Annotated in this window: 27 protein-coding genes; 15 read left to right on the top strand and 12 right to left on the bottom strand. The window is 60.6% G+C overall.

Features of this window, described 5'->3' with window-relative positions; genetic code table 11:
- Positions 1–603, top strand: coding sequence for a hypothetical protein (locus ACP7B9_RS16770; RefSeq protein ID WP_425865108.1), 603 nt, complete (start codon positions 1–3; stop codon positions 601–603).
- 71 nt (positions 604–674) lie between these two features.
- Positions 675–1,025, top strand: a complete 351-nt coding sequence (locus ACP7B9_RS16765; RefSeq protein ID WP_425865107.1) for a hypothetical protein — start codon at positions 675–677, stop codon at positions 1,023–1,025.
- Between the two features lie 6 nt (positions 1,026–1,031).
- Here the strand turns inward: ACP7B9_RS16765 and ACP7B9_RS16760 are convergent, their stop codons facing one another.
- On the bottom strand, positions 1,032–2,039 hold the full coding sequence (locus tag ACP7B9_RS16760) for an N-acetylglucosamine kinase (RefSeq protein ID WP_425865124.1): 1,008 nt from the start codon (positions 2,037–2,039) through the stop codon (positions 1,032–1,034).
- Positions 2,040–2,131: 92 nt separating this feature from the next.
- Here ACP7B9_RS16760 and ACP7B9_RS16755 point away from each other — a divergent pair, with 92 nt between their 5' ends.
- The 5 genes from ACP7B9_RS16755 (at position 2,132) to ACP7B9_RS16735 (ending at position 7,301) form a co-directional block, all read left to right on the top strand.
- On the top strand, positions 2,132–3,103 hold the full coding sequence (locus tag ACP7B9_RS16755) for a MurR/RpiR family transcriptional regulator (protein WP_425865106.1): 972 nt from the start codon (positions 2,132–2,134) through the stop codon (positions 3,101–3,103).
- On the top strand, positions 3,087–3,860 hold the full coding sequence (locus ACP7B9_RS16750; protein WP_425865105.1) for a sugar isomerase domain-containing protein: 774 nt from the start codon (positions 3,087–3,089) through the stop codon (positions 3,858–3,860). The genes ACP7B9_RS16755 and ACP7B9_RS16750 overlap by 17 nt, the downstream gene beginning before the upstream one ends.
- A 140-nt stretch (positions 3,861–4,000) precedes the next feature.
- Entirely contained in the window at positions 4,001–5,416 is a 1,416-nt protein-coding gene (ngcE, locus tag ACP7B9_RS16745; protein ID WP_425865104.1) for an N-acetylglucosamine/diacetylchitobiose ABC transporter substrate-binding protein, read from the top strand.
- Between the two features lie 92 nt (positions 5,417–5,508).
- On the top strand, positions 5,509–6,408 hold the full coding sequence (locus tag ACP7B9_RS16740) for a carbohydrate ABC transporter permease (RefSeq protein ID WP_425865123.1): 900 nt from the start codon (positions 5,509–5,511) through the stop codon (positions 6,406–6,408).
- Complete coding sequence (locus ACP7B9_RS16735; RefSeq protein WP_425865103.1) at positions 6,408–7,301, top strand: carbohydrate ABC transporter permease; 894 nt, start codon at positions 6,408–6,410, stop codon at positions 7,299–7,301. Before ACP7B9_RS16740 ends, ACP7B9_RS16735 begins: the two co-directional genes overlap by 1 nt.
- Before the next feature lie 73 nt (positions 7,302–7,374).
- On the opposite strand, the gene ACP7B9_RS16730 is transcribed toward ACP7B9_RS16735, so the two are convergent.
- Entirely contained in the window at positions 7,375–7,947 is a 573-nt protein-coding gene (locus tag ACP7B9_RS16730; RefSeq protein WP_425865102.1) for a CGNR zinc finger domain-containing protein, read from the bottom strand.
- A 73-nt stretch (positions 7,948–8,020) separates the two neighbouring features.
- On the opposite strand from ACP7B9_RS16730, the gene ACP7B9_RS16725 reads away from it, so the two are divergent.
- The gene (locus ACP7B9_RS16725; RefSeq protein WP_425865101.1) at positions 8,021–9,052 is read left to right on the top strand and encodes an EamA family transporter; all 1,032 of its coding nucleotides are present in this window, start codon (positions 8,021–8,023) and stop codon (positions 9,050–9,052) included.
- Here the strand turns inward: ACP7B9_RS16725 and ACP7B9_RS16720 are convergent.
- The 3 genes from ACP7B9_RS16720 to ACP7B9_RS16710 are packed head-to-tail and all read right to left on the bottom strand — an operon-like array spanning position 9,026 to position 11,892.
- Positions 9,026–11,320 (bottom strand): heavy metal translocating P-type ATPase, encoded by a 2,295-nt coding sequence (locus ACP7B9_RS16720; RefSeq protein ID WP_425865100.1) that lies wholly within the window; start codon positions 11,318–11,320, stop codon positions 9,026–9,028. The two genes, ACP7B9_RS16725 and ACP7B9_RS16720, sit on opposite strands and share 27 nt — an antisense overlap.
- Before the next feature lie 24 nt (positions 11,321–11,344).
- On the bottom strand, positions 11,345–11,572 hold the full coding sequence (locus ACP7B9_RS16715; RefSeq protein WP_425865099.1) for a heavy-metal-associated domain-containing protein: 228 nt from the start codon (positions 11,570–11,572) through the stop codon (positions 11,345–11,347).
- A gap of 5 nt (positions 11,573–11,577) precedes the next feature.
- Positions 11,578–11,892: a metal-sensitive transcriptional regulator gene (locus ACP7B9_RS16710; RefSeq protein ID WP_425865098.1), complete on the bottom strand. Its 315-nt coding sequence runs from the start codon at positions 11,890–11,892 to the stop codon at positions 11,578–11,580.
- A gap of 151 nt (positions 11,893–12,043) precedes the next feature.
- Between ACP7B9_RS16710 and ACP7B9_RS16705 the strand changes: the two genes are divergently transcribed.
- Together ACP7B9_RS16705 and ACP7B9_RS16700 are read left to right on the top strand one after the other, a co-directional pair.
- Positions 12,044–13,165 carry a WD40/YVTN/BNR-like repeat-containing protein gene (locus ACP7B9_RS16705; RefSeq protein WP_425865097.1) on the top strand — a complete coding sequence of 374 codons (1,122 nt, stop codon included), beginning with the start codon at positions 12,044–12,046 and terminating at the stop codon, positions 13,163–13,165.
- A gap of 10 nt (positions 13,166–13,175) precedes the next feature.
- The gene (locus ACP7B9_RS16700; RefSeq protein WP_425865096.1) at positions 13,176–13,466 is read left to right on the top strand and encodes a MoaD/ThiS family protein; all 291 of its coding nucleotides are present in this window, start codon (positions 13,176–13,178) and stop codon (positions 13,464–13,466) included.
- A gap of 148 nt (positions 13,467–13,614) precedes the next feature.
- Here ACP7B9_RS16700 and ACP7B9_RS16695 read toward each other — a convergent pair whose 3' ends face one another.
- From ACP7B9_RS16695 to ACP7B9_RS16680, 4 genes are read right to left on the bottom strand one after another with little or no spacing between them, the layout of a single operon-like run.
- On the bottom strand, positions 13,615–14,646 hold the full coding sequence (locus ACP7B9_RS16695; RefSeq protein ID WP_425865095.1) for an NAD(P)-dependent alcohol dehydrogenase: 1,032 nt from the start codon (positions 14,644–14,646) through the stop codon (positions 13,615–13,617).
- 3 nt (positions 14,647–14,649) lie between these two features.
- On the bottom strand, positions 14,650–15,531 hold the full coding sequence (locus tag ACP7B9_RS16690; RefSeq protein ID WP_425865094.1) for a carbohydrate ABC transporter permease: 882 nt from the start codon (positions 15,529–15,531) through the stop codon (positions 14,650–14,652).
- A gap of 3 nt (positions 15,532–15,534) precedes the next feature.
- The gene (locus tag ACP7B9_RS16685; protein WP_425865093.1) at positions 15,535–16,482 is read right to left on the bottom strand and encodes a carbohydrate ABC transporter permease; all 948 of its coding nucleotides are present in this window, start codon (positions 16,480–16,482) and stop codon (positions 15,535–15,537) included.
- Positions 16,482–17,861 (bottom strand): ABC transporter substrate-binding protein, encoded by a 1,380-nt coding sequence (locus ACP7B9_RS16680; protein WP_425865092.1) that lies wholly within the window; start codon positions 17,859–17,861, stop codon positions 16,482–16,484. The genes ACP7B9_RS16685 and ACP7B9_RS16680 overlap by 1 nt, the downstream gene beginning before the upstream one ends.
- 127 nt (positions 17,862–17,988) lie before the next feature.
- On the opposite strand from ACP7B9_RS16680, the gene ACP7B9_RS16675 reads away from it, so the two are divergent.
- Entirely contained in the window at positions 17,989–18,927 is a 939-nt protein-coding gene (locus ACP7B9_RS16675; RefSeq protein WP_425865091.1) for a sugar-binding transcriptional regulator, read from the top strand.
- Positions 18,928–18,954: 27 nt separating this feature from the next.
- Here the strand turns inward: ACP7B9_RS16675 and ACP7B9_RS16670 are convergent, their stop codons facing one another.
- Positions 18,955–20,451, bottom strand: a complete 1,497-nt coding sequence (locus tag ACP7B9_RS16670; RefSeq protein ID WP_425865090.1) for a mannitol dehydrogenase family protein — start codon at positions 20,449–20,451, stop codon at positions 18,955–18,957.
- 189 nt (positions 20,452–20,640) lie between these two features.
- Here ACP7B9_RS16670 and ACP7B9_RS16665 point away from each other — a divergent pair, with 189 nt between their 5' ends.
- Genes ACP7B9_RS16665 through ACP7B9_RS16655 form a run of 3 tightly spaced genes read left to right on the top strand, consistent with a single transcriptional unit; the run spans position 20,641 to position 23,052 of the window.
- Positions 20,641–22,389, top strand: a complete 1,749-nt coding sequence (locus tag ACP7B9_RS16665; protein ID WP_425865122.1) for a pyruvate dehydrogenase — start codon at positions 20,641–20,643, stop codon at positions 22,387–22,389.
- 32 nt (positions 22,390–22,421) lie between these two features.
- Entirely contained in the window at positions 22,422–22,808 is a 387-nt protein-coding gene (locus ACP7B9_RS16660; RefSeq protein ID WP_425865089.1) for a DUF1304 domain-containing protein, read from the top strand.
- Between the two features lie 52 nt (positions 22,809–22,860).
- Positions 22,861–23,052 (top strand): hypothetical protein, encoded by a 192-nt coding sequence (locus tag ACP7B9_RS16655; protein ID WP_425865088.1) that lies wholly within the window; start codon positions 22,861–22,863, stop codon positions 23,050–23,052.
- Positions 23,053–23,084: 32 nt separating this feature from the next.
- On the opposite strand, the gene ACP7B9_RS16650 is transcribed toward ACP7B9_RS16655, so the two are convergent.
- Positions 23,085–24,095 (bottom strand): YdcF family protein, encoded by a 1,011-nt coding sequence (locus ACP7B9_RS16650; protein WP_425865087.1) that lies wholly within the window; start codon positions 24,093–24,095, stop codon positions 23,085–23,087.
- A 306-nt stretch (positions 24,096–24,401) separates the two neighbouring features.
- On the opposite strand from ACP7B9_RS16650, the gene rlmN reads away from it, so the two are divergent.
- Positions 24,402–25,568 carry a 23S rRNA (adenine(2503)-C(2))-methyltransferase RlmN gene (gene rlmN, locus ACP7B9_RS16645; protein ID WP_425865121.1) on the top strand — a complete coding sequence of 389 codons (1,167 nt, stop codon included), beginning with the start codon at positions 24,402–24,404 and terminating at the stop codon, positions 25,566–25,568.
- 95 nt (positions 25,569–25,663) lie between these two features.
- Here the strand turns inward: rlmN and ACP7B9_RS16640 are convergent, their stop codons facing one another.
- Positions 25,664–26,311: a peptidyl-tRNA hydrolase gene (locus ACP7B9_RS16640; RefSeq protein ID WP_425865086.1), complete on the bottom strand. Its 648-nt coding sequence runs from the start codon at positions 26,309–26,311 to the stop codon at positions 25,664–25,666.
- Between the last annotated feature and the right edge of the window lie 80 nt (positions 26,312–26,391).

Below are 26,391 nucleotides of genomic sequence, written 5' to 3'. Positions count from 1 at the left end.
GTGAGTGAAACAGCCGTTCCCCAGCCCGTTAACGCCAACTCTGCAGCCTCCAGCGCACCTTTGCTGTGGAAGGCAATCCTGTGGAGGGCGTTAGTCGCGCTCGCTTTTGGGCTCCTGACTGTTTTTTGGGCGGAGCCTGGAACTATGGGCCTGTGCGTCGCCTTCGCCGCCTATTTGCTTGCCTTGGCGGGCGCAGAGTATTTGATAGTGCGAACCCTAGCCTTCCCACGCAGAGATAATCGCCGCCTGGTGCTTCTGGGTGCCACAGCATTGCTCGCCATGGGTGGTGTGGCCGCCGCTATTTTCGCCAGTGTTCTTTATGCTGCCTGGTTCGGTGCAGCGGCTCTTGCCGTTCTGGGTGCGGCGGAGCTTTACTCGGCACTCTGCAAGCCCGCCGACAGCGGCAAGTCCGCACTGCGCAGTGACTGGATCATCTCCGGCGTCCTGGGTCTTGGTACTGGAGTGCTGCTACCGTTCTTCATTCAGGCGGGCCCGCATGGCTTGCTGGGCGTTGCCGGCGGTGGGGCCCTGATGTCCGGCGCACTCTGGACCTTGTCAGCTCTCACACTGCGCCATGACGGCCGCAAGTCAAAAGCCCAGTAAACTAGTTAACGTATGTTCTACTTTGCGTAGAAACACGTGGTGTGCAACACCAAACAAGCAAAGGATTAATTGTGGGCAGTGTAGAGCCGCAGAACCCGAAGTCGGGCAATTCCATCAAGTTTCCCCTCAGCTTTTCCTTTGCCCTGGCTGCAGTTGCCGGCATCGTCACGCTGATAGTCTCCGCCGGAGGCACCGACAATGGGCTCCGATGGGACCTTGGTGGCGTCGCTTTTGGCATCGCGTTCATTGCAACCCTGCTGGTCGCTTCGCTGCTTGTTATGGGCCACAAGGAAAATGACCCGTCCCTCAGTGCAGGCTCGGGTGTGAACCGGAAGTCCTCGGATCGGCTCCAGCAGCACCGAGCCGATGCCGCTAAAGCCGAAGCGGACGCAAAAAACAAGAACGACGGCGAAACGGCCTAACCTTCGCTAGCCCCTCAGCGCCGCTAGGCTGTCCTGGATTCGAGTGAACACGCTCGCGTCCACCTCAATGCCATGGCGCTTAAGGACCATCACGGCCGAGCCAACCACGCCATCTTGGACCAGAATCGGTTCTGATGCTTGCGTGCTGCACGCCTCCGCGAACTTCTCGGCCACCGCGGAAGCCACCGTTCCGCCCTTGGTAAGAACACTGCCACCAAATACCAGAGGTTGTGCCGCACCAGTCGCTGTGCTCATCCCATTCTCCCCGCTGATGGCTGTGAGTGTTTGAGCCAAGGCGGTGGCCGCACGCTGAAGGATGTCTTGAGCAACGGCGTCGTTCCCTGCGGCAAATATCAGCGGTGCAAAACGTGAAAGTTCAACGGCGCTGCGTCCGTACACCTTGAGAATCAACTGCTGCTGGGCCCGCAGGCGGCCCTGTGTCCTGGCCTGCTCATCAAAGGGAATATCAAGCTCAGCCAGGAGCAATTCGGTAAGTGCCGTAGCCGGTCCGCGCCCGTCAAGGGCAGCTGCCACTGCCCGCGCAACCTTCTGGCCGAGCCAAAAACCGGAACCCAGATCGCCTAGAAGCCAGCCGGTTCCGTCGGCGACCTCGGCCAAATAGCCCGCTGCTATGCGGGCGCCAACCGCGCCGGTACCGGCTATCAGGGCCATTCCGTCATCGTGAAAGGTTCCAGAGTAAAACGCCGCTAATAAATCAGATTCGATCATGACATCTCCGGTCAGACCGACGGTCCGGAAGCTGTCACGGTAGGAATTTGTGGGTAACTCGAGCGATGCACCGGCCATGGCGACGAGTACCTGAGATGGTGTGCAGTTGGTGCCCTCAAGCGCACGCTTTGAGGCCTCGATTAAAGCGTCCATTGCGGGCCCAATTCCGCGTGAAACCGGGTTTCCTCCGCCCGCTGTGCCATAGCCGAGGCAGAGTCCGGAACTGTCAACAAGAACCGCCCGAGTGGACGTTCCGCCGGCATCAATTGCAAGGAAATTAAGCATCGTTACCATTCCGTGTCTCTGTGTGACTTGACTTACATCTGTGACGATAATAGTTTTCATTATATAAACACCAAAAAGAAACGGATTTTCATATGTCAGCCTTCACGTCCCCGCCAGCGGCTGTTTCAGCCGCAGGTGTGGTGAACCGCATTCAGGCCAAGTTGCCTGATATGCCGGCTGCCATGGCCAAGATCGGTTCCTACCTCTTGGAGCATCCGCAGGCACCTCTTGAGCTTTCCATCATGGAACTGGCGGAGAAGACTAAGACGTCACCCGCTACCGTGACGCGTTTTTGCCGCCTACTCGGCTATGCGGGCTTTGTTCCGTTCAGGGTCAGTATCGCATCGGACCTCGGGCGAAGCGATGCGCGGGAGTCGTGGAAAGCAGACATTGGGCGCGCATTTGGTCCTGATGATTCCGCGAAAGATGTTCTCAGCACGCTCGTCAATGCCCACACTCGATCGCTTCAGGAAACTGCGGCCGTCATGGACCTGGCATTAATGAACAAGATTGCCCGTCGCATCGCCATGGCCTCCCATGTAGATATCTATGGAATTGGCGGCAGTGCCGTCATGGCCAAGGAGCTGCAGTCGCGGCTGTACCGGATAGGCATCAACGCCCATCACTGGTCAGAGGTCCATGCGGGTCTGACGAGCGCCGCCATTCAGGATACAAATTCCGTGGCGATCGGCATATCCAATACTGGGCGCACCGAAGAGACGTTGCAGATGCTCCGCGAGGCCGGCGAGGCTGGCGCGCTGACAATTGCTTTGAGTAACAACCCCGGATCGCCACTGGCAGATAGTGCCGATGCTTCCATCATCACTTCCGTCCATGAGCAATTCCTGCAGCCTGATGATTTGTCCGCCAAGCACGTCCAACTGCTCGTGATCGATTTGATCTATTTACTCGTGGCCCAGGTGAACTTCGCTCAGACCACATCAAAGCTTGCGGCCTCCGCCATGGCGGTGTCCCCGCACCGGCGTCCCACGAGGAATGCACGGGCAGACGCGGGTGCACTCCGGAACTCACGCACCACAAGAAAGGGTGAGGGCAATCTCTGAGTCAATTACGGCTTTCAGTGGCGAAGTATCCGCCAGGCTCAATGACATCACGGAATGGGCGCTGGGTGGTGGTTTCAATGAGGCTGCGCAGGCACTCGTGGAAACGCTCGCAAATGGCGGTGTTATTCAGGCATTTGGTACTGGCCACTCCGAGGCTTTCGCCATGGAGATTGCCGGCCGCGCGGGTGGGCTCATTCCCACAAGCAAGATAGCCCTGCGGGATCTCGTGCTCCACGGAGATCGCAATGTTGCGGAGCTTGATTCCCTTGAGGGGTCCATTCTTGAACGGGAAACCGGCGTTGCCCAGGAACTGTTCAACCTGTCCCTGGTAGATCCTCGCGACATCTTCATGATTGCCTCAAATTCCGGGGTAAACGGGTCCATTGTTGGCCTGGCCTTGGCTGCCAAGGAACGCGGGCACAAGGTCATTGCGGTGACAAGCCTTGAACATACCAATGCCGTCGAAACGAAGCACCCCAGCGGGATGCGATTGAGTGAGATTGCAGATATTGTTATCGATAACAGGGCGCCGTTTGGCGACACAACCCTAGAAGTTTCCGGCGGAGGAGGTGTTGGTGCTGTTTCTTCGATCACGGCCGCATACATTGCGCAGTTGCTCACGATCGAAACAGTCCAGTGCCTGGTTCGTGCGGGGAAGCAACCGCCCATCTATATTTCAGCAAATATTCCGGGCGGCGACGAACACAATAACGCACTAATTGGTCAATATATTGGCCGGCTTAGGCGTGATGCGTGATTCCAACAAAACCTTGTTGAGGCCAGCTGCCACATGTGTAGTTAGGCGAACGAGTTGCAGTGAAATGCAATGAATGTACAAAGAAGTACTGAGAAATACTGATTTAGCGCTCGTACCATCAATGGAAGGCAGTACATAGAATGAGTATTCAAAATAAGCCGTTGCAGCGTCGTGGATTCCTCCGCGGTGCCCTTGCCACCGCCGTGCTTTTGCCTCTAGGTGGAGCCCTGGCTTCCTGTGCGGGTGGCGGCGGAGCCGGTGAGTCCAAGGCTCCCGGCGGCGTAGTTGACCCCATCAAGAACCCGTTTGGCGTTGCAGATTCCGGCAAGCTGGACGCTGTCATCTTCAAGGGTGGCTACGGTATTGACTACGTTGAATTCGCTGGCAAGACTTTTGCTACGAACTTCCCCGGCGTCGAGGTTTCCATCAACCCCTCCACCGACATCGCCCAGGAACTGCAGCCGCGCTTTGCCGGCGGCACCCCGCCTGACCTGATCGACAACTCTGGCGCAAAGTCCATCGGTTTTAGCGGCATCCTCGATCAGCTCGAGGACCTTCAGTCCGTGGTGGATTCCAACAACCTTGAAGGCACAAAGATCGCCGACACGTTGTTCGACGGTGTTCTGGCGCCCGGCACGTTTGACGGCAAACTTGCTGCCATCAACTACGTGCTCACGGTCTATGCATGGTGGTACTCCGCCAGCCTGTTCAAGGAGAACGGTTGGACCGTCCCCACTACTTGGGACGAGGCCTATGAGCTTGGCGTCAAGGCCAAGGAAAAGGGTAAGTACCTGTTTGTCTGGGGCAAGGAAGCTGCCACGTACTACCAGACCATGGCCATTGAATCAGCAATCAAGGAAGGCGGCGATGAAGTTCGCCTCGCCCTTGAAAACCTGAAGCCTGATTGCTGGTCCCTCCCGGCAGTCCAGAGTGTCTTCACGGCCATGGAGAAGATCGTCAAGGCTGGATTCTTCAAGCCCGGTGGCTCCGGAACCGTCTTCACCGCGGCCCAGGCCCAGTGGAGCAACGGTCAGGAAGCACTGCTGTACCCCTCGGGTTCCTGGATCGAAAACGAAATGAAGGACCAGACCAAGGCCGGTTTCGAAATGACGGGCGCTCCTGTTCCCGTTGTCTCTGCCAGCCCGAAGATCGCCCAGACGGGCGTACGCTCGGCCGGTGGCGAGCCTTTCATCGTCCCGAGCAAGGGCGCAAACGCCGCCGCAGGCAAGGAACTGCTGCGTATCATGCTGTCCAAGGATGCTGCGACGAACTTCTCCAAGACGAAGTTGGCCCCGACAGTTGTCAAGGGCACCGTGCCTGCCGATGGCTTCGGCTCGACCGCTCTTGTTTCCCAGACCACCATGCTGGAGAAGGCTGGCAAGGACATCTTCACCTGGAACTTTGTCGACACCTACGGCACGAACCCCGATCAGCTGGTCCCGTGGAACTCCTTCCTCGACGGCAAGCTGGACACCGCAGGCCTGACCAAGGCCCTGCAGGCAATCACAGACAAGGTTGCCGCTGACGATTCGGTCAAGAAGATTGAAGTGAAGTGACTCAAGTATCAAATGATGTGCAACCGGGCAGTGGCGTTGTCGCCACTGCCCGGCGGCGCCGGAAAAAACTGACATTCGACAAGGTCAGCTTCATGGTGGTCTTCCTCGGGCTGCCCTTGGCGATCTATCTGGTCTTTGTAATCTCGCCTTTTACTCAGGCTGTGTATTACTCCATGACCAGCTGGGGCGGCTTCGACAACAATATGCCGTTCGTTGGGTTCGATAACTACGTCAAGCTCTTCAAGGACGATATCTTCATGCTGTCGGTCCGCAATAGCGTGGTCCTTGCTGTCTTCCTGCCGGTTGTCACCGTCATCCTTTCCCTGATTCTCGCCACACTTGTCACCATCGGTGGCAGCAGCCGAGGTCAAATCAAGGGTATGAAGGGCGCGGGTTTTTACCGCGTTATCTCCTTTTTTCCGTATGTAATTCCCGCAGTCGTAATTGGCATTATCTGGCAGCAAATTTTTAATCCCAGCAATGGCCTGCTCAACGGAATCCTGACGGGCATCGGCTTTGACGGCATCAAGGACTTCCCGTGGCTTGGCGATGCCCGAACAGCCATGATCGCCTCGATGTTTGTGATTGTGTGGGGATTTGTAGGCTTCTACATGATCCTGTTCATTGCCGCCATCAAGGGCATTCCTGCCGAGACGTTTGAGGCTGCCCGCATCGACGGTGCCGGGCGCTTCCGCACGGCCATCAGCATCACCATTCCGCTGATCCGTGACAACATCCAGACGGCCTACGTCTACATGGGAATCTTGGCATTGGATGCGTTTGTGTACATGTCAGTCTTGAACTCGACAGGCGGACCGGAAAACTCCACGTTGGTCATGTCCCAGAAGTTGTTCTCCACAGCATTTACCAAGCAACAGTTCGGCCTGGCCTGCGCCATGGGTGTGGTGCTGGCTGCAATTACCTTGATTTTCTCGGCACTGGTATTCCTGGTGAACCGGATCACCGGCGGCAGCAAGGATGTGTCTGAATAATGTCAGTAAAACTCTCTGGTAAGTCTCCAGCAAACCTCCATGTTCGGCGTACTGCCCCAGAATCAAGGGATGACAAGGTTGTGGCGGGTGTTTCACACACCATGCTGAGCCTGTGGGCCTTGTTGGTGTTGATCCCGTTGGGCTGGACGTTGATGTCGTCCTTCAAGACAACCTCAGAAATCTTCGCGTCCCCGTTCTCTCTTCCGGCCGACTGGAAGTTTGAGAACTACGTCAACGCCTGGAACACGGCCGGAATCGGCATGTACTTCTTCAACACGGTGATCGTGGTGGGCTTCGCGCTTGTCATCGTCATGGTGCTCGGAGCCATGTGTGCCTACGTGCTGGCCCGCTACGTGTTCCCCGGCTCGCGTGCCATCTACTACCTGATGCTCGCCGGGCTGACGTTCCCGATCTTCCTGGCGATCGTGCCCTTGTTCTTCATCCTGAAGAACCTTGGGCTTTTGAACACACTGCCGGGCCTGATTATTGTCTACGTGGCGTTCGCGCTCCCGTTCACAGTGTTCTTCCTCTTTTCCTTCTTCAAGGCCTTGCCGCACGAGATCGGTGAAGCTGCGCAGATCGACGGCGCCGGCGAATGGCGCACGTTCTTCCAGGTCATGCTGCCCATGGCCAAGCCGGGATTGGCGTCCGTTGCCATCTTCAACTTCCTCGGCTTGTGGAACCAGTACCTGATCCCGGTTGCCATCAACACCAACCGCGACAACTATGTCCTCTCGCAGGGTATTGCGGCCTACGCGGGCCAGCAGGGTTATGCGGTGGACTTCGGTTCACTATTCGCGGCCGCCATCATCGTGGTCGTTCCCGTCTTGATCATGTACATCCTGTTCCAGCGCCAGCTCCAGGGCTCGGTGTCTGCGGGAACCATGAAGTAAGGTTATCGCTCCTTCGAGCGGGCAATTGTTGCCAATGTTTTCCAAAAACATTGACAACAACTGCCCGCTCGATTTATTTAAGGGCTGACTTACGACGGCGGTAGGCGGCTACGTGCGCCCGGTTGCCGCAGTTCCCGGTATCGCAATACCGGCGGGAACGATTCTTGGACAGGTCAATCACTACAGCGCAGCAATCCGGTGCGGCGCAAACCTTCAGGCGTTCCAATTCCTTGCCTCGAATCACATCGACCAACGCCATAGCCGCCTCAACCCCCATGCGCTGGGCCAGTGGGGCTGCAGGTGCGGTGGCGTGCAGGTGCCAGTCCCATTGGTCGTGCCGGACAAGCTGCGGCATGGCATGGGCCCGGGCCAACAGGTCATTGATCATGCTCGCTGCCGTTGTCTCATCGGCAGTGAAGATACTCCGCAATTCCTGGCGCACCTCCCGGACGGCAGCGACCTCGGCGGCAGTGTGTTCGCGTGAACCTGAGAACTGCTCCGCAGCCACAAAGCGATCGAGATCCGCCAGCGTCTCCAAAGTGTCCGGCCCTACGATCGTGCCGTCGGTGAGGACGTCCACGGGTGCTGTGTTGATCAAATTAACGGCCGACAGGAGCGCCACTTCCGTGTCATTAGTAAAAAGCATGTTGACTCCTGACAATTAGCAAGCGTAGTGTCATGAGTCTAACGCCTATTACTGCTGACAAACGGACTTTCTCATGACTTCATCCAAGAACACTTCAACCCGGCCACGGCCAGGTGAGCGCGCAAAAATAGCCTCACCGGCCCTGCTGTTTGCCTTCGCCTCGGCGGCCACCTTTGCTTTGTCGGGGTCTTTTGCGAAGTCGTTGTTTGAGGCTGGCTGGTCTCCCGGCGCTGCGGTGGCAATCCGCATTGGCGGGGCCGCAGTTGTGCTTCTCATTCCGGTGGTCATCATCTCGGTGCGGCAGTGGTCCTCGGTCAAGGGGTCGCTGCTGCGCATTGCGGTGTACGGAATTGTGCCCATCGCGCTGTGCCAGCTGTTTTACTTCAACGCGGTGGCGCACCTCTCCGTGGGAGTGGCCCTGCTATTGGAATACCTTTCACCGGTGTTGTTGGTGGGATTCGCGTGGCTGACGACTCGCATCCGGCCGCGATTGTTAACAGTTCTGGGTGCCGTGTGCGCCATGTCCGGGCTGGTGTTGGTCTTGGATTTGGCCGGGAGCACCCAGGTCAGCGTCGAGGGGATTTTGTGGGGACTGGCGGCCGCTGTGTGCTCGGCCGTTTTCTTTATCATGTCCTCCCGCAGCAATGACAACGTTCCGCCCATCCTGATGGCCGGCGGCGGTATGGCAGTGGGTGCCGTGTTGATCTTTGGTTTGGGCCTATCCGGTCTCATGCCGCTGGTCTTCACCACCACTGATGTGGTGTTTGCCGGGAATCTGGTGCCGTGGTGGGTGCCCGTGCTGGGGTTGGTACTGATCACCACAGTGTTTGCCTACGTGGCCGGGATTATTGCCACGCGGGGGCTCGGTTCGAAGGTGGCCTCCTTCGTGGCACTCTTTGAGGTCCTGTTCGCCGTTTTGTGGGCGTGGATTTTACTCGGGGAGATGCCGCGGCTCATTCAGTTGCTAGGCGGATTGTGCATTATGGGCGGGGTGGTGATGGTCCGATTGGACGAGCTGCGCGGCTCCGGCCGGCGCGGCCCGTCCTACGCGGTGGACCTTGATACCCGGCCCGCCGTTCTACCGGCCGAAGCGCCGCAGCCGTAGCGAGTTGGCCACTACCAGCACTGAACTGGCCGCCATGGCGGCGCCGGCGATCATCGGGTTGAGGAGTCCCAGTGCTGCCACCGGGATGCCGATGGCGTTGTAGAAGAACGCCCAGAACAGGTTCGTCTTGATGGTGCCAAGCGTCTTGCGGGACAATGCAATGGCCGTAGCAACTTGGCCAAGATCGTTGCCCATGACAGTCAGGTCCGCCGCTTCGATGGCGACGTCGGTGCCCGATCCCATGGCAATGCCGAGATCGGCCTGAGCTAGCGCGGCTGCGTCGTTCACGCCGTCACCGGCCATGGCTACAGTGGCTCCTGCCGCTTGCAACGCCTTGACTGCCTCGACCTTTCCTTCGGGCAGGACGTCGGCGTGAACATCCTCGGGAGCGATGCCCACGGCCGCGGCAACCTGGGCCGCCACGGCGGCGTTGTCGCCGGTGAGCAGGATGGGCCGCAGGCCCAGTTCCTTCAGCTTGGCGATCGCGGCTGCGGACCCGGCCTTGATGGTGTCCTTGAGGGCGATGAGCCCGGCAACTTCGCCATCCACCGCCACCCAGATGGCAGTGGTGCCGAGGTTTTGCTGGGCCGCCTGGGCCGCGCGATGTGCACCGGTCAGCTCCACACCGTTTTCCTCGAGCCACCCTGTGCGCCCGGCCAGAACGGTGCTGCCCTCGAAGATGGCCCGCACGCCGCCCCCGGGGGAGGACATGAAACCTTCGACATCGGGCAAGGCACCCCAGTCGCGCGCGTGCTCTGCGATGGCATGGGCGATGGGGTGCTCACTGTGAGATTCCACGGCACCAGCAAAGCGCAGGACGTCCGACGCCGGGACCTTGGCGAGGGCAACGACGTCGACCACGCTCAGCCTGCCCTCGGTGACGGTGCCGGTTTTATCCAGCAGGATGGTGTCCACCGTACGGGTGTCCTCGAGAACCTGTGGGCCCTTGATGAGGATGCCGAGCTGCGCAGCCCGGCCCGTTCCCGTTAGTAGACCGACAGGCGTGGCCAAGCCCAGGGCGCAGGGGCAGGCAATGATCAACACGGCAACTGCTGCCGTAAACGCGGCTTGAATGTCACCGCTGAAGATCAGCCACAGTGCGAAGGTCAGGACCGCAATGACAAGCACTATCGGCACGAACACGGCGCTGATCCGATCCGCGAGCCGGGCAATAGGTGCCTTGGATGCTTGCGCGGCGCTAACCAGTTTGCCCATTTGGGCGAGCGTGGTTTCGCTGCCGACTCGGGTGGCCCTGATGAGCAATCGTCCGGAGGTGTTGATGGTGGCGCCGGTGACGGCATCGCCGACAGAGACGTCCACGGGTAGGGATTCTCCCGTAATAAGAGAGGTATCGATGGCCGAGGTGCCGTCGGTGATGATGCCGTCCGTGGCGATCTTCTCGCCCGGGCGGACCACAAAAATTTCTTCCACAGCAAGATCTGCCGCTGGAATTTTCACCTCGGATCCATCACGAAGCACCGTGGCTTCTTTAGCGCCCAAGCTAAGTAACGCCTTGAGAGCATCGCCAGCCTTCGCCTTGGCCCTCGCCTCAAGGTAACGGCCCAGGAGGAGGAAGGTCACCACGACCGCTGAGACCTCAAAGTACAAGGGGGCGTGTGCGCCATCCATCGCCATGCCGTGAGCCGTCATCTGCGGATCCAGTCCGAGTTCCACGGCCGAAAAGAGGAAGGCCGCGCTGACGCCGATTGAGACGAGCGTGTCCATCGTTGAGGCGAAATGCCGGGCGTTGATGGCGGCTGCCCGGTGGAACGGCCAGGCGGCCCATGTCACGACGGGCAAGGTCAGAATGCCCGCAACCCAGCCCCAGTGCGGGAACTGCAAGGCCGGGAACATGGATATCAGGAAGACTGGAACGGTCAGGATCGCAGCAAGGATCAAGCGGGGACGCAGCGTGGCGGCGGTGCCGCCGTGCGCCATGTGATTGGTATGTTCTGGACCGGCACCCGGGTGAGGCGCATGCTCGTGGTGATGTCCGGCGTCGTGCTTAAGTGCGGGAGGATTCTTGAGCGTGGCCTTGTAGCCGGTGGCGTTGACGGTGTCGATGATTTGTTGGTTGGTAATGCCGGCGGGAACCGTGACCTGGGCTGTTTCCAGCGGGAGGTTCACGGCAGCGCTGACGCCTTCGAGTTTGCCCAACTTGCGCTCAACCCGGCTGACGCACGAGGCACAGGTCATGCCTTCGATGTCGATCTCGACCATGCGGGGGCCGGGTGTGGCGGTTTGGGACAAAATTTCCGAGGCGCTCATGGCGCTCCTTAATCTGTGGGCGGGTTATGCGTTGTTGGAGACGACGAGGTAGCCGGCTTCGGCCACGGCCTCGCCGATTTCTGCGGGATCGAGCGTCAGTGTTGAGGTGATGGTGACCTCGGAGATGCCGCCGGCGTTGAGGTCGATGCTGACGTTTTGCACGCCCGGCATGTCGGTCAGCTCTTCCGTGACGGAGCTGACGCAGTGGCCGCAGGTCATGCCGGAAACGTTGACGGTGGTGGTGTGGCTCATGATAATTAGCTCCTGAGTAGGCGTGAAATGGCGGCTGTAGCTTCGGAAACCTTCTCGGCGACGATCTCCGGGTTGCCGGTTTCTGCGGATTCATTGGCTGCGTTGACTACGCAGTGGGCGATGTGATCCTCGAGCAGGCCGATGCTCACCGCGTGCAGGGCCTTATTGACCGCTGCCATCTGGGTGAGGATATCGATGCAGTACTTGTCCCCCTCGACCATGCGGGCGATGCCGCGAACCTGGCCCTCGGCACGCTTGAGGCGCCTGAGGTAAGCCTGCTTCTCGTCCGAGTAGCCGTGGGTTTGTTGTTCTGTGCTCATACCTTCAATGTATACCCCCATAGGGTATGCGTCAAGTACCCCCTGGGGGTATGTTCATGGGTGACGTTCGTGGCGCGTCAGGCCGACGCGGGCGCAAGTTACCCAGGGGTAACCCTTGATGCTTCGAGGCGGCGGTGGTCGACTTTAACCCATGGAAAATAGTGAAGCACCAGACGGTATACATCCAGGGCGCACCCACCTGCTGGCGGTGGGCACCAAGAAGGGGCTGTGGCTAGGCACTAGTTCCGATCGTGTGAATTACAACTTCACCGGCCCCCATTTCCTCATGCAGGAGATCCCAAGTATTGGCATCGACACTCGTGGTGGACGGACACGCATCATGGTTGGCCTGCGCAGCGAGCACTGGGGTCCAACGGTGTCGCACTCCGATGACTTTGGCGCCTCCTGGCAGGAGCCCGAGAACGGCGCCATCACGTTTCCCGCGGATACGGGTGCCGCGTTGGAGCGCGTGTGGCAGATCCGGCCCGACACGGAGGACCGTCCCGGCGTTGTGTGGGCGGGCTGCGAACCAATTTCTGTGTGGAAGTCAACCGACGGCGGCGAGCATTTTGAGCTTAACCGGGGCCTCTGGGACCATCCGCACCGCAGCGAATGGGGTGCCGGATTCGGCGGCGCCGCGGCCCACACAGTCCTGCCCAGCCCCGCCGATTCCACCATCCACATCGCCATGAGCACCGGAGGTGTCTATCGGAGCACTGATGACGGCGCGTCGTGGGAACCTCGGAACAAAGGGATTGGGGCTCCCTTCATGCCGGAACCGCAACCGGAATTTGGTCAGTGCGTGCACAAGATAGCCCGCGACCCCAACAACCCGGACACCCTATACGCACAAAACCACCACGGCGTGTACCGCACCGACGATTCCGGCGACAACTGGACCTCCATTGCCGACGGGCTGCCCACCGACTTTGGGTTCACCATGTTGACCCACCCCCGCCGCTCCGGCACCGCGTGGGTCATCCCCATCGAGTCCGACGGTGAGCGTATCCCTCCGGGCGGCCAGCTGGCAGTGCACAGGACGGACGACGCCGGCAACTCATGGACACGGTTGACCGACGGATTGCTCCAGCCTGAGTTCAACGTGGTGCTCCGCGATGCTGCGTCCGTTGATAGCGCAGAACCGGCAGGTGTGTACTTTGGGACCCGTGGCGGCTCCGTCTACGCGAGTCCCGACGAGGGAAATCATTTCACGGAGGTTCTCAAGCACCTGCCGGACATTTTGTGTGTCCGTGCCGCCGCCGTCGAACTTTAGCGTGTCCGTCATGGCAAACGAAGTGACGGTCTTGGTGCCACGCCTGCTGCAGCCGCTGGTGGGTGGCAGCGGGGAATTGCGCCTTGATGTTGGCGACGGCGCCTCGGTGGGAGAGTTGTTGGACGCCATTAGTGCACAATTTCCGGTCTTTGGCAGAAGGCTGCGCGATGAGACGGGAGCCCTGCGCCGCTACGTCAACATTTACCTGGACGGCGATGAGGTGCGGCGGCTGGATGGCCTGCAAACCCGCGTGGCTGCCGGCCGCGAACTGATGGTGGTTCAGTCCGTCGCTGGCGGTTGAGAATCCAGCACCCGCAGCCAACAACGCTCGATCACTTCTGGGGGTGTTTTAGCCAACGCTCGCTCGCTAACGGCATGAACACTGTAAGTGCCCTTCCGCGACGCGAGCGAGCGTTGGTGAAAAGTGCCCCGTATGTGCGCGAGCGTTGTTAAGGGTGGACGACGGCTTTCAGGGCGCCCGGATTCGTACCTGCCTTCAGCGCTGCCTCCACGTCGTCAAGTCCGTGCGTTGAGGTGACGAGCCCGTCCAAATCAATCTGCCCGGAAGCAGCCAGAGCAATGGCCGTGGGCCACGTATTCGCGTAACGGAAGGTACCAGTGATCACGAGCTCGCGCCCCTGAACAAGTGGCACCGGCAGGGCGATCGTGTCGGCACCCATGCCCACCAGAACGCAGCGCCCGCGCGGGGCCAGCCTGGCCAGCCCGCCCAGGATGGCCCGTTCGGAGCCGCTCGCATCGATAAACACATCAAATTCCGGTTCCACGGGCGGCGGATCTCCGGCTGTGAACGTATGCGCAGCGCCGTACTTTTGTGCAACCGTTAACCGCTCGGCTCGCACATCGGTCAGCGTAACAATGGCTCCAGCCAGTTGAGCCACCTTGGCAATGAGCAACCCGATGGGTCCGGCGCCCGCAACCAAAACAGCATCGCCGATCTGGATCTTGCCCGCGGCCCGTGCAGCCAGGGCCACGCTGAGCGGCTCCAGAAGTGCTGCGGCGTCGTCGGACACGGAGTCTGGAACCGGATGGCAAAAAGCCGCCGGGTGTACTGCGTACTCCGAAAACACCCCGTCGATGGGAGGCGTGGCAAAGAACCGAACCCCCGGATCGAGGTTGTAGCAGCCGGCCAGGGTCTGCTTCGAGAGCGGGTCGGGGATGCCCGGCTCGAGTGAGACACGCTGGCCGAGGCTGCGGTCCGTGACGCCATCGCCCAGTGCGACGATGACGCCGGCGGGTTCGTGGCCCAGCACCAGGGGCGCATCCACCACATAGGGGCCAATGCGGCCCTCCGTGAAGTAGTGCGTGTCCGATCCGCATACGCCAACAGACGTTATCCGCACCAGTACGTCGCCCGGCCCCGGAGTGGGGACAGGCCGCTGCTCGGTACGCAGCTCGCGCTGGCGAACCAACACGGAGGTGGTCATGGAGTTGGGTAGGTCCGAGGTTGCTTGAGTGCTCATTCTTTACTTCACCGCACCCATCGAGAGCCCGCGGACAAGCTGCTTTTGTGCCACCCAGCCGGCGATCACGACGGGCAGAGAAGCCAATACCGAAGCCGCCGATAGCTTGGCAAGGAACAAGCCCTCGCTGGTCATTTGGGAGACAAGGAACACCGGCACCGTGGCCGCGTTGGCGGCCGTGAGGTTCAGGGCAAAGAAGAACTCATTCCAGGCAAAGATGACACAGATCAGTGCCGTTGCGGCCAGACCAGGGGTGACCATAGGAATCAAGATGGTACGCAGGGTCTTGATCAGCCCGGCTCCGTCCATGGACGCGGCCTCTAGGACCTCGGCGGGGACTTCCTGGAAGAAGGATCGCATCATCCAGACCGCGATGGGCAGGTTCATGGCCGTGTACAGGACAATCAGCGTGCCAATGTTGTCCAAGACCTTGAGTTGGCCGGCGATCACATAGATGGGCATGATGACGGCCACGACGGGAAGCATCTTCGTGGAGATGAAGAAGAACAGCACGTCCTGGGTCTTCTCAACGGGTCGAATACTCACGGCATAGGCGGCCGGCACGGCCAGCAGGACCACAAGAATGGTGGAGACGCCGGTGGCGATCAGCGAGTTGAGGAAGTAAGCACCCGCACCGTTGCTGAGCACGGCCTCAAACTGTTCAAAGGTGGGAACAAAGAAGAACACAGGAGGGTTGGAGGCGGCGGCCGATTCGGGCTTGAACGCCGTCATGACAAGCCAGATCACTGGCGCGAAGAACACAAACGCGAGCAGCCACGTAACGGTGGTGAGGGCGGAACCGGAGAAACGCCGTCGTGCCTCACGAGACTTCCGCTTAGCGGAAATGGGGGCAGGGGATTTCGGGGGAGTGATGAGAGTAGTCACGGCTTAGTCCTTTGCGTCAAAGCTGCGGAAGATCAGGCGCAGGGCGAATGTGGCAATGACGATGGTGGCAATGACCACCACAACACCCATCGCGGCCGCTTGGCCAATGTCGAAGCCCAGGAAGGCCCGCTGGTAGATGTAAAACGGCAGGTTGGCACTGGCTGTCCCGGGACCACCGGCCGTCATGAGGTAAATCTGGTCGAAGGTGTTGACAACGTAGATGGTGCCCAGCAGCACGCCCAGCTCGATGTAGCGGCGCAGTTGGGGCAGCGTGACCCACAGGAACGTCTTGGTCCAGCCGGCGCCGTCGATCTGCGCGGCCTCGAGGACATCCTTGGGTTGGGACTGCAGGCCGGCCAGCACCAGCAGCATGGTGAACGGGGTCCACTGCCAGACAAGTGCCATGAGGATGGAGACGATGGGGTGCGACGCCGTCCAATCGACGGGCGGGATGCCCACCAAAGAGATCACCCAGTTCACCAGGCCGAAGCTCGGGTTCAGCATGGAGATGCTCCACAGTGTGGCCCCGGCGACCGGCATGATCAAAAATGGCGTGATGAGCATGGTGCGCACAACGCCCTGGCCGCGGAACTTGCGGTCAAGCAGGAGGGCGAAGATGATGCCAAGAATCATGGCCAAGAAGACGCAGCCAAGGGTGATGACAATGCTGTTCAGGGCCGAGCTGCGGAAAGTGGAGTCCATGAAGATGTCCACATAGTTTTGCAGCCCGGTGAACTGGTTGCCATCGGGGCGCAGCAGGTTCCAGTTCCGCAGCGAGTACCAGATGGTGACAAGGAACGGCAGCTGCGTGATGACGATCGTGAAGATCAAGGCCGGCAGGAGGGGCCCGCGGCGACGCCAACCCTCAGCTTTGGAAGTACCGGAGCTCTTCTTGGCGCTTTTGAGGGTGTGTTGTTTAAGGTTGTGTCGATCAACCAGCGTGGTAGCCACTACTTGCCTCCTTCTTGGTATGACTTGGCAATGGGCTCGGCGTACAGCTGGGCCTGCTTGAGTGCTTCGTCGACTGATTTCTGCCCGGCAATGGCGGCCGAGATTTGCTGGCTGACCCGGGTGCCCAGGTCCTGGAATTCCGGAATGCCCACAAATTGCAGGCCCGGGTATGGAACGGAATTGACCATGCTGGATTCCTGCTTGGCACCGTACATCGCATCAAGGGTTGGCTTGGCGTAGGCCTTGGCGACTGCGGCGTATTCGGGGATCTCGTAGGTAGATTTGCGGCTGCCGGGCGGGACTCGCTCCCAGCCGATCTGGTTGCCCACCAATTTGATGTAATCCTTGTTGGTCATCCACGAGACAAAGTCCCAGGCGGCGGTCTTGTGCTTGCTGGTGGTCGGAATGGCCAACGACCAGCTGTATAGCCAGCCCGCCGACTCCGTGTTCTGCACGGGCGCTGGGGCGTACTGCGACTTACCGGCAACTAGCGAGGAAGCCGGGTCTTCGATGCTGGAAACCATGGCCGTTGCGTCGTACCACATGGCCGCCTTGCCCTGGCTGTAGCGGGTGATGCAGTCGCCGTAACCGCTGGTCGCGGCGCCAGGCTGGCCAGCGTCGTGCAGCAGGTCAACGTAGTCGGTGACAGCCGCCTTGACCTCGGGAGAATCCAGCTTGGCATTCCAGTCCGTGTCAAACCATTGGCCGCCGTAGGTGTTGATGACCGTATCCAGTGGGGCCATGACCTCACCCCAGCCGGCTAGTCCGCGCAGGCAGATCCCGGCGAAGTCCTTGGCGGGATCGTTGAGTTTGCGGGCGATCTCGCCAATCTCGGCCCAGGTGGGGTGTGCCGGCATGGTAATTCCGGCCTCCTTGAAGAGGTCCTCGCGGTACACCAGGAACGACGATTCGCCATAGAACGGCACCGAATGCATATCGCCCTTGTAGCTGAGGGCGTCCTTGATGGTGGGGATGAAATCGTCGGTGTCGTAACCTTCAGTGGCGTCGGCAAGGGGCTGGAGATTCTCAATCCAACCGTTCGCGGCCCACATTTCGGTTTCGTAGTTGGAGATCATGACAACATCGAATTCGCCGCCGCCAGTAGCCACCGAAGCGGTGATCTTGGCGCGGGCCTCATTTTCAGGAAGCGTCACGAACTTGACGTTGACATTGGGATGCTTGGCCTTGAAATCGTCCTGAAGGGAGACCGCATCCTTCATCTGCGGGTTCGCAACGATGGCCACCACGATGGTGTCCTGATCGCCGGCCGGTGCGCAGCCACTCAGGGCCAGCGTGGCGGCTGCGGCAATGGCAAGCCACTTGCCGGCACGCGAGCCGAGCTTAGGCGCCTGTTTGGCACGAAATTGGGGGAACTTCATTGGTCGCTCTCAATCTGGTTGCTCATTTGAGAAGTTATTCCTGCTCATTTGTTAAGTGACTCTAGTCATATATACTCATTTGAGCAAGAGCAACGGCTCAAATGTTTTTAGTTGAGGAAGGCGCACCGTGCCGGAAATTTCCCATGAGGAGCTGCTTGCCCGTATTGGGCAGGCGTATTACTTGGACAATCAGTCCAAGGTTGAAATAGCCACGGAACACGGGATTTCGCGGTTTCAGGTTGCGCGCTTCCTCGACGAAGCCCGTGCCGAAGGCATCGTTCATATTGAAATCCGTCGCCCCGGTGCAGAGATAAGGGTCGACGCCGAGGCGCTCGCCGCCGCTCTCGGGCTGAGACGCGTGGTGGTGGTCAAGACCATTGGTGACGACTTTGCCCAGCGGGATATTCAGGCGCAGGCCGTGGCGCAGGAGCTCATGAATGAGGCTCGAACGGGCATGACCATTGGCATCTCGTGGTCGCGGACCCTGGACCTGGCGGCGCGCCACGTGAAGGAACTGCCCAAGTGCGACATCGTGCAACTGGCGGGCGCCCTTCCCGTCCCGGGAGGTGGCAATCCTCTTGAGATCATCCAACGCCTGGGCCGCGTAGGTGGCGGGCGAACTTGGCCAATGTGGGCCCCGCTGGTGGTAGACAGTGCAGCGACGGCCACCGGCCTGCGCCGTCAGCCTGAGATTGCCGATGCCATGAGCAAAGCCGATTCGTTGGATCTGGCTATCGTGGCCATCGGGGCCTGGGCGCCAAACCTTTCAACCGTCTGGGATCGCGTTGATAATGCCGTGCGCCAAGACGGTATTAACAAAGGTGCCGTGGCTGAGTGCTCCGGCCGGTTGATCGCCAAAGACGGATCGGTGGTCGCGGCCGAATTGGACGCCCGGATTCTCTCCGTCAGGGTTGATCAACTGAAAGGCACGCCCAAGGTCATTGCCGTGGCGCAGGGTGCGGGGCGCGGTGATGCTGTGCGTGCGTGCATCGCCGCGGGAATCGTCAGTACCCTCGTGGTTGACGAGACGCTGGCGCTCGAGCTTCAGGGCCTTGCTGCAGCGTAGTTACGAACCGTAACTACGCTGCCGCTGCTACCGGCCCAGTGCCACTAGTTCCGCGACGGCCGCACGTGCGCCGCGGGTGTGCAGGGTGTTCAGAGTGCGCAGGTAGGCGTCGGTGAACCTGGCGTTGTCCACGAGGTCGCCAAAGACGTCGCGGTTGCGCAGGAACGCCAGCTTGTCTTCGTGGTGCAACGCAGCGGCTGCCATGAGTGGTTCTTTCAGGCGGTCGACGACGTCAGTGGCTGCGCCAGATTCGTCCGTCCCCTCGGCGTACCGCGCCCATGAGGCGACGATGCCCGCAGAACGGGCGATCCCGCCGTCGTTCGTTAGCTTGTCGTTCGCAAGGTTGACCCAAATGACCGGTACCAGCCACTTGGGGATCCGGTCCGAACTCTCCGCGCACAGGCGGGCGAGAGTGTCGCGGACGTGCTCGTTGGCAAAGCGCTCGATGAGCGTGTGCTTGTACAACGGCAGATCCACGCCGGGCAGGGGTGAGAGTGTGGGAGTGCCCTCAAGGTCCATGTAGTCAAGCAGGAATTGCACAAATAGCGGGTCCTGGCAGACCTCATGTGCGTACGTGTAGCCGGCCAGGGTGCCGAAATAGCACAGCGCCTGGTGGCTGGCGTTGAGCAGTCGCAACTTCATGAGTTCGTACGGCTCCACGTCGTCCACCACCTGAACGCCGGCGTCCTCGAACGGCGGACGACCCAGTGTGAAGTGGTCCTCCAGCACCCACTGTTCGAAGGGTTCACACACCACCGGCCACTGGTCCACGACGCCGAATTCCTTGGCGATGGCGCTGCGGTCCTCATCTGCGGTCACTGGGGTGATGCGGTCCACCATGGAATTCGGGAACAGTACATTGGCGCGCATCCAGGCGGCAAGATCCGGGTCCCGGAGCTCGGCGAACGCCGTGAACATCTTCTTTGCCACGTCGCCATTGCCCTGGATGTTGTCGCAGGACATGACCGTGAAGGGTGCAATTCCACGTGAACGACGGCGGGATAGCGCCTCCACGACGAGGCCGAATGTTGTGCGCGGGGCCGCCCCAGGTGCGAGATCGTGGACGACGTCCGGGTTCTCGGCGTCGAAATCGCCTGTCACGTGATGGAAATTGTAGCCGCCCTCGGTCACCGTGAGTGAGACGATGCGGGTATCCGGTGAAGCCATCTTCTCGATGACGGCTTCAGGGTCCGCGGGCGCAAACAGATACTCGGTGATGGAGCCGATCGCCCGGGCCTCGCGCCGTCCGTCCGGGTGCTTGAGGAGCATTGTGTAGAGGCAGTCCTGCTCGGCCATGACCTGGGCCATCTTCGCGTCGTGCTCCAGCACCCCAACGCCGCAGATGCCCCAGTCGAGTGCTTTCCCGGCGTTCATGAGCCGGTCAAGATACATGGCCTGATGGGCGCGGTGGAAGCCACCAACGCCAAAGTGAACGATTCCCGTGGTGACTTTGGTGCGGTCGTACGCCGGAACGGCCACCGACTCCGGCAGGTGGGTGATGCTCTCAGCATTGAGTTGCGGCACGGTTTCGCTCCTTTGGTGACGTGATCTTCGTCCCACTATAACAAATGAGCGTAACGTGTCTACTCAGATGAGCATGGTTCGGATTTCGCGGCGTAGCGGGATCTGGGCGGCTCTGTGCTGCGCCCCGTAGTGCTGGGGGACTATATTGGCCAGTATCCGACGCAGGACTATTTGCAGCAGGAGGGCCACATGGCCAAGGAACTTGCCAGTCAGCTCATCGAACAATTGCAGGCAGCGGGAGTGCGGCGCATTTACGGCATCGTGGGCGACAGCCTGAACCCGCTGGTGGATGCGGTGCGGAAAACCGGTGGTTCCGCCAAAGGCGGGATCGACTGGATCCATGTCCGCCACGAGGAAGCCGCCGCGTTCGCGGCCGGTGCCGAGGCACAGCTGACCGGGGAATTGGCCGTGTGCGCCGGTTCCTGTGGTCCGGGAAATCTGCACTTGATGAACGGGCTGTATGACGCCAACCGCACGGGTGCGCCGGTATTGGCCATCGCGTCCCATCTCCCCAGCGTACAAATCGGCAGCGGATTTTTTCAGGAGACCCATCCCGACCGGCTGTTTGGTGAGTGCTCGGTGTACTCGGAGCTCATCAGTACCTCTGACCAGGCTCCAAGGGTGCTCCACAATGCCATTCAACATGCCGTGGGCTTGCGGGGTGTGGCTGTGGTGACGTTGCCAGGTGACATCGCCAGTTTGCCGGCCACTGCGCCCTCGCCGCTGCAGCGCCCCTTTCATCAGGCGGCCCTGGTGCCGGCAGCCCAAAGCGTGACGGAGCTTGCTGAAGCCATCAACCAAGCGGACAAGGTTGCCATCTTTGCTGGTGCCGGGGTGCAGGGGGCTCATGACGAAGTCATTGCGCTGGCGGAACTGATCAAGGCGCCCATTGGGCACAGCCTGCGTGGCAAGGATTTCATCCAATACGACAACCCCTACGACATCGGGATGACCGGCCTGTTGGGGTATGGAGCGGCGGCGGAGGGCATCGAGGACGCTGACCTGCTGATCCTGCTCGGCACCGACTTTCCCTACGACCAGTTCCTGCCCGGCACCCGCACAGCCCAGGTAGATAGGGCTCCGGAGCATCTAGGCAGGCGCACAGACGTCGATATTGCCGTCCACGGCGACGTGCTGCCAACCCTGCAGGCGCTCATGCCGCAGCTAACGGGGAAGAAGAGCTCCAGATTCCTCGATGCGATGCTGAAGAAGCATGACCGCCTGATGAACAAGGCGGTGGGCGCCTATACCCGCAAGGCCGACAAATTGGTGCCCATCCACCCTGAATACGCGGCGTCCTTACTTGACGAGCTTGCCGCCGACGATGCGATCTTCACCGCTGACACCGGCATGTGCAACGTTTGGACGGCTCGTTACATCAATCCCCTGGGGACGCGCAGGCTGATTGGTTCCTATCTACACGGTTCCATGGCGAATGCGCTGCCCCAAGCCATCGGTGTGCAGGCGGCCTATCCCGACCGACAGGTCATCTCCGTCTCCGGCGACGGCGGACTTTCCATGCTGTTGGGTGAATTGATCACGGCCGCGGCCCACAAGCTGCCCATCAACGTGGTGGTCTTCAATAACTCCACCCTGGGCATGGTGAAGCTTGAAATGTTAGTGGACGGACTGCAGGACTTTGGCGTGGACGTTCCAGATGCCAACTACGCCGCCATTGCCGCAGCGATGGGCTTCCATGCCGTCCGTGTCACCGATCCGGCCGATATCGCAGACGCCTACAGGGCTGCCTTTGCCCATGACGGGCCCTCCCTAGTGGAATTGATCACCGATCCCAATGCACTGTCCATTCCGCCGAAAATCAAGGGCGGGCAGGTGATTGGCTTCGCCACGGCCATGTCCAAGATCGTGCTGAACAAGGGTGCCGGTGAGGCTGTCAGCATGGCCCGTTCCAACCTCCGCAACATTCCCCGCGGTTAACCCGCATCCCCACCCCACTCTTAAGGACTCAAATGCTCATCGTTGCCCTCATCTTTGCCGCACTGGCCGCCCTGTTGCACGTCTACATCTTTGTGCTCGAATCCCTGCGCTGGACGGCGGAGACCACCAGGAAGACGTTCGGCACCTCTGTTGCGGAGGCAAACGCCACCAAGGAAATGGCTTTCAACCAGGGTTTCTACAACCTGTTCCTTGCTGTGGTGACATCTGCCGGCATCGTCGCTGCCGCCGCGGGCCACCATGGGGTGGGTGCCGCGCTGGTCCTGGCCGGGGCTGGCTCCATGCTTGCCGCCGGGCTCGTCTTGCTCATTTCATCGCCCTCGAAAGCAAAAGCGGCCCTGGTGCAGCTCGCGTTCCCGCTGCTCGCCGTCGTTCTTGTCTTGGTGTCGCTGGCCTCTTGAACACGTTCGGCAAGGGGCATAGCGTTGAGGTACATCCGAGGAGGTAGCTAAAGTGGAAATTCATCTATGGTGGCTCGAGCTCGAGCTGCGAGCCAAGCAGTGGCTCCGTGAAAATACTGGTGCGCAAGCAGTGCCCGACAGTGTTGCGGAAGCCGTGGCTGCGGCTGGCGGCAGCCTGACCGCCGGAACGCTGACGCAGCGAGAGTGGGATTTCATCGTGACCCAGTCGGAGTTTGTTGACTAGAGGAGTTGGTGTCGCGATTCGGCTGTCATTGCTTACTGTGAAGCTGCAATGACGGCGGCAGTCAGGAGCGCCGTCAGTGCCACAAACGGGATGCACATGACGGCGTGCAGCTGCTTGTGTTCCTTAAGGATGGCGACGAACTCGCGCAAGAACGCGCTAGGCAGAAAGTAGCGTGCCGTGGGGGAACCCACCACCTGCGCGTCGATCCCCAGCTTGCGAGACAGCAGGGCTGCGCGGAGCACGTGGTAGTTATTGGTGACAATAACCAAGGCGCCGTCGCGGCCTTCTTTGTGGGCCACGGCCGCAGAGAATTTCAGGTTCTGTGCTGTGTTGACGGCTTGCTCCTCCGCCACGACATGCTCCTGAGGTGCTCCCGCGGCCACCAGATATTCGGCCATGGCGACGCCCTCCGGGCGGGATTCATCCGCGCCCTGCCCGCCGGATGGAATCAGCAGGGGCGCGGTTTCCGTGGATGATTCCCGGTATATCTCCAGACCCTTGTCCAGCCGTGAGCGCAGCAGCGGCGGCACTTTTCCATTGATGATTTGCGAGCCGAGAATGACCACGGCAGCCGGAGCCATGGTGTGCTGCATCTTTCCGTAGGCCACCGCATAGGCCAGAAAGACCACGAAGACGACGCCGAAGTAGCTGCACAAGAAAAACAGCAATGCTGCTAGGCCAATGGCTACGGGATTGAGTGTCATCACCAGCAGTAAGGCGAATACTGGAAGTCCCAGCAGGGCCACGCCGGCCAGAAGCGAGAGCAGGTTGCCGAGGCTTCGCCCTTCGTTGCGCATCATGGTGGCACCGTTGCTGATCAGGAATCCGGCTAGCACCACAATCGCAAAGGGGGAGAGTGCCACAATGCCTAGAGCAATCCAATCGGTCCAGGGGAACCACTGCGCCAGAATTTCCGTAATTCCCAGCAGCGCGAACCAGCAGGCGGCCACCAGGACGATCCCGTTTCGGAGCATGCGGGCGTCCTTGCGGCGAAGGTAAACGTAAACGCAGCCCAGAACGATGGCCAAAATCAGGGAAATCATGCTGCAAGCCTACGTGCTGGGCAGGGGTGGCCGCATACTGCTGAGGGAGGAGATTTCCTGCGCTCAGGCGCAACCACGGTGGCAGGCGGGAGGGCAGCGCAACTGCGGGAGCCGCCGTCGTGCATGCCGAAGGAAAAGCAGAAATGTGATCTTAGCGGCGAACACGGGACAGCAGAGGGCAAGTGAGAGACAATGGAAAGGATGACTTCCCCCAAAAACACCCCCAGCCCCGCCGCAACCACTGCCGCAGCCGCAACCGAGGCGACAGCCCCGAAGATTCGGCCTGCCCGCCGCGTTGCACAGGTTATGCCTGCCACCGAGGGCTGGAAGCAGGCGAAGGACCCAGCGGGCAGGCCGCTCCTGCAGTTCAAATCCCCGCGCGTCTCCCAGCCGCCCACGCATCTGGCTGACATGACGCTGCCCGAGCGCGAGGCGAAGTTCAAGGAGATGGGGCTCCCGGCGTTCCGTGCCAAGCAGCTCTCCGTGCACTATTTCCAGCACTACACCACCGATCCCGAGCTCATGAGCGACCTCCCGAAGGACCGCCGCGCCGAGATTGTGGACACCATGTTCCCGAAGCTGCTGACCGAGGTTAAGCGGCTCACGACGGACAATGGCGACACCATCAAGTTCCTGTGGCGCCTGTTCGACGGCTCCCTCGTGGAATCCGTGCTGATGCGTTACACGGGCCGCGTGACCTTGTGCGTTTCCAGCCAGTGTGGTTGCGGCATGAACTGCCCGTTCTGCGCAACGGGCCAGGCAGGCCTGACCCGCAACATGTCCACGGCTGAAATCCTGGATCAGATCGTCCAGGCCAACCGGGTCATCGCCGAGGGTGGACTGGGCCATCTTCGCCGCGACGGTGGGCACGACGCCGAGCGCGTCACTAACATTGTTTTCATGGGCATGGGTGAGCCGCTGGCCAACTACAAGCGCGTTATGAACGCCGTGCACCGCATGGTCGCTGAGGCGCCCGAGGGCCTGGGTATGTCGGCTCGTGGCATTACGGTTTCCACAGTAGGTCTGGTCCCGGGCATCAATAAGCTGGCCGAGGAAGGCGTCGCCGTTACCTTCGCGTTGTCATTGCACGCCCCGGATGACGAGCTGCGCGATGAGCTGATCCCGGTCAACGACAAGTGGAAGGTGGACGACGCACTGGATGCGGCGTACAACTACTACAAGGTCACAGGCCGCCGCGTCTCCATCGAGTACGCGCTCATCAAGGACATGAACGATCACCCGTGGCGTGCCGAGCTACTCGCCAAGAAGCTCAACCAGCGCGGCCGCGGCTGGGTTCACGTGAACCCGATCCCGCTGAACCCGACTCCCGGGTCCATCTGGACCTCCTCGGAGCCCGAGGTGATGCAGGAATTCATTGACACGCTCATCGACAATGGCATTCCCACCACGCTGCGCGACACCCGCGGCAAGGAAATCGACGGAGCCTGCGGTCAGCTCGCCGCTGCCGAGTAGCCTCTGGCGATTGCCGCCCAACTGAAGAACGACGCCGGAACGCAAGTTCCGGCGTCGTTCTTCAGTTAAGCGGTGGTTGGGTTGCGCTATTTGCCCTACTCGGTGACCACGTACGCCGTGGTTGAACCTGGCTCGATCTCCGTGCGGCCGGCATCCTGAATGACCGGCCCGCTGGACTTGCGGGCGCCTTTACGGAACTCCTTGGCCGGCAATTGAGCGATGCCCACGGGGAAGCCCGCTGACGCCCACGCAGAAACGGTGGCCACCTTGGACTCCAAGACCCATGCAAGTAGGGCGTGGGCGGCCTGTGCTGCGGCCTTCCCCGTGGACATTTCAAGGGAAGCATTCAACACAATGGTCAGCGGCTGCGAAGGCAACGGGGCACCGGCTGGCAACTGGGTGCCGGAAACCTGCAACTTGGCCAGCAGCTTGGGCAAATCTGCCGCGGGCATCGGCGGAAGGCCGACGGCGCTCGCCTCACCAACTGTGGACACCACTTGATCAGGGAAGGCAATGAGGACCTTGGCGAACATCTTGGCATCGGCTCGCCTGACCGACTTGGCGAAGGCGCCAGCCGCCCACTGCTGCCAATCGGGATTCGCCGGATCGCGCAGGAATGCCTGGGCGGAGGCCAATGCGGCTGCGGCGATGCCGTGCTGCTCGCTGGCAGGTTCCTCCCGGTCAACAAGCAAAATGATGGGTTGGACGAGTTCCTGTGCGCTGCGTTCGGTGTATTCACTCACCCGTTAAGCGTAGGGGTATCGGCACCGCCGTGTGACAAGCTGGAGTCCGGTCACTTCAGCCGCACACGCTTTTGTTCAGG

Source organism: Arthrobacter sp. TWP1-1 (assembly GCF_049897845.1).
In the GTDB taxonomy this organism is placed as follows: Bacteria; Actinomycetota; Actinomycetes; order Actinomycetales; family Micrococcaceae; genus Specibacter.
The sequence above is the reverse complement of the archived record's forward strand: the minus strand, read 5'-3'. Positions and strand labels throughout refer to the sequence as shown.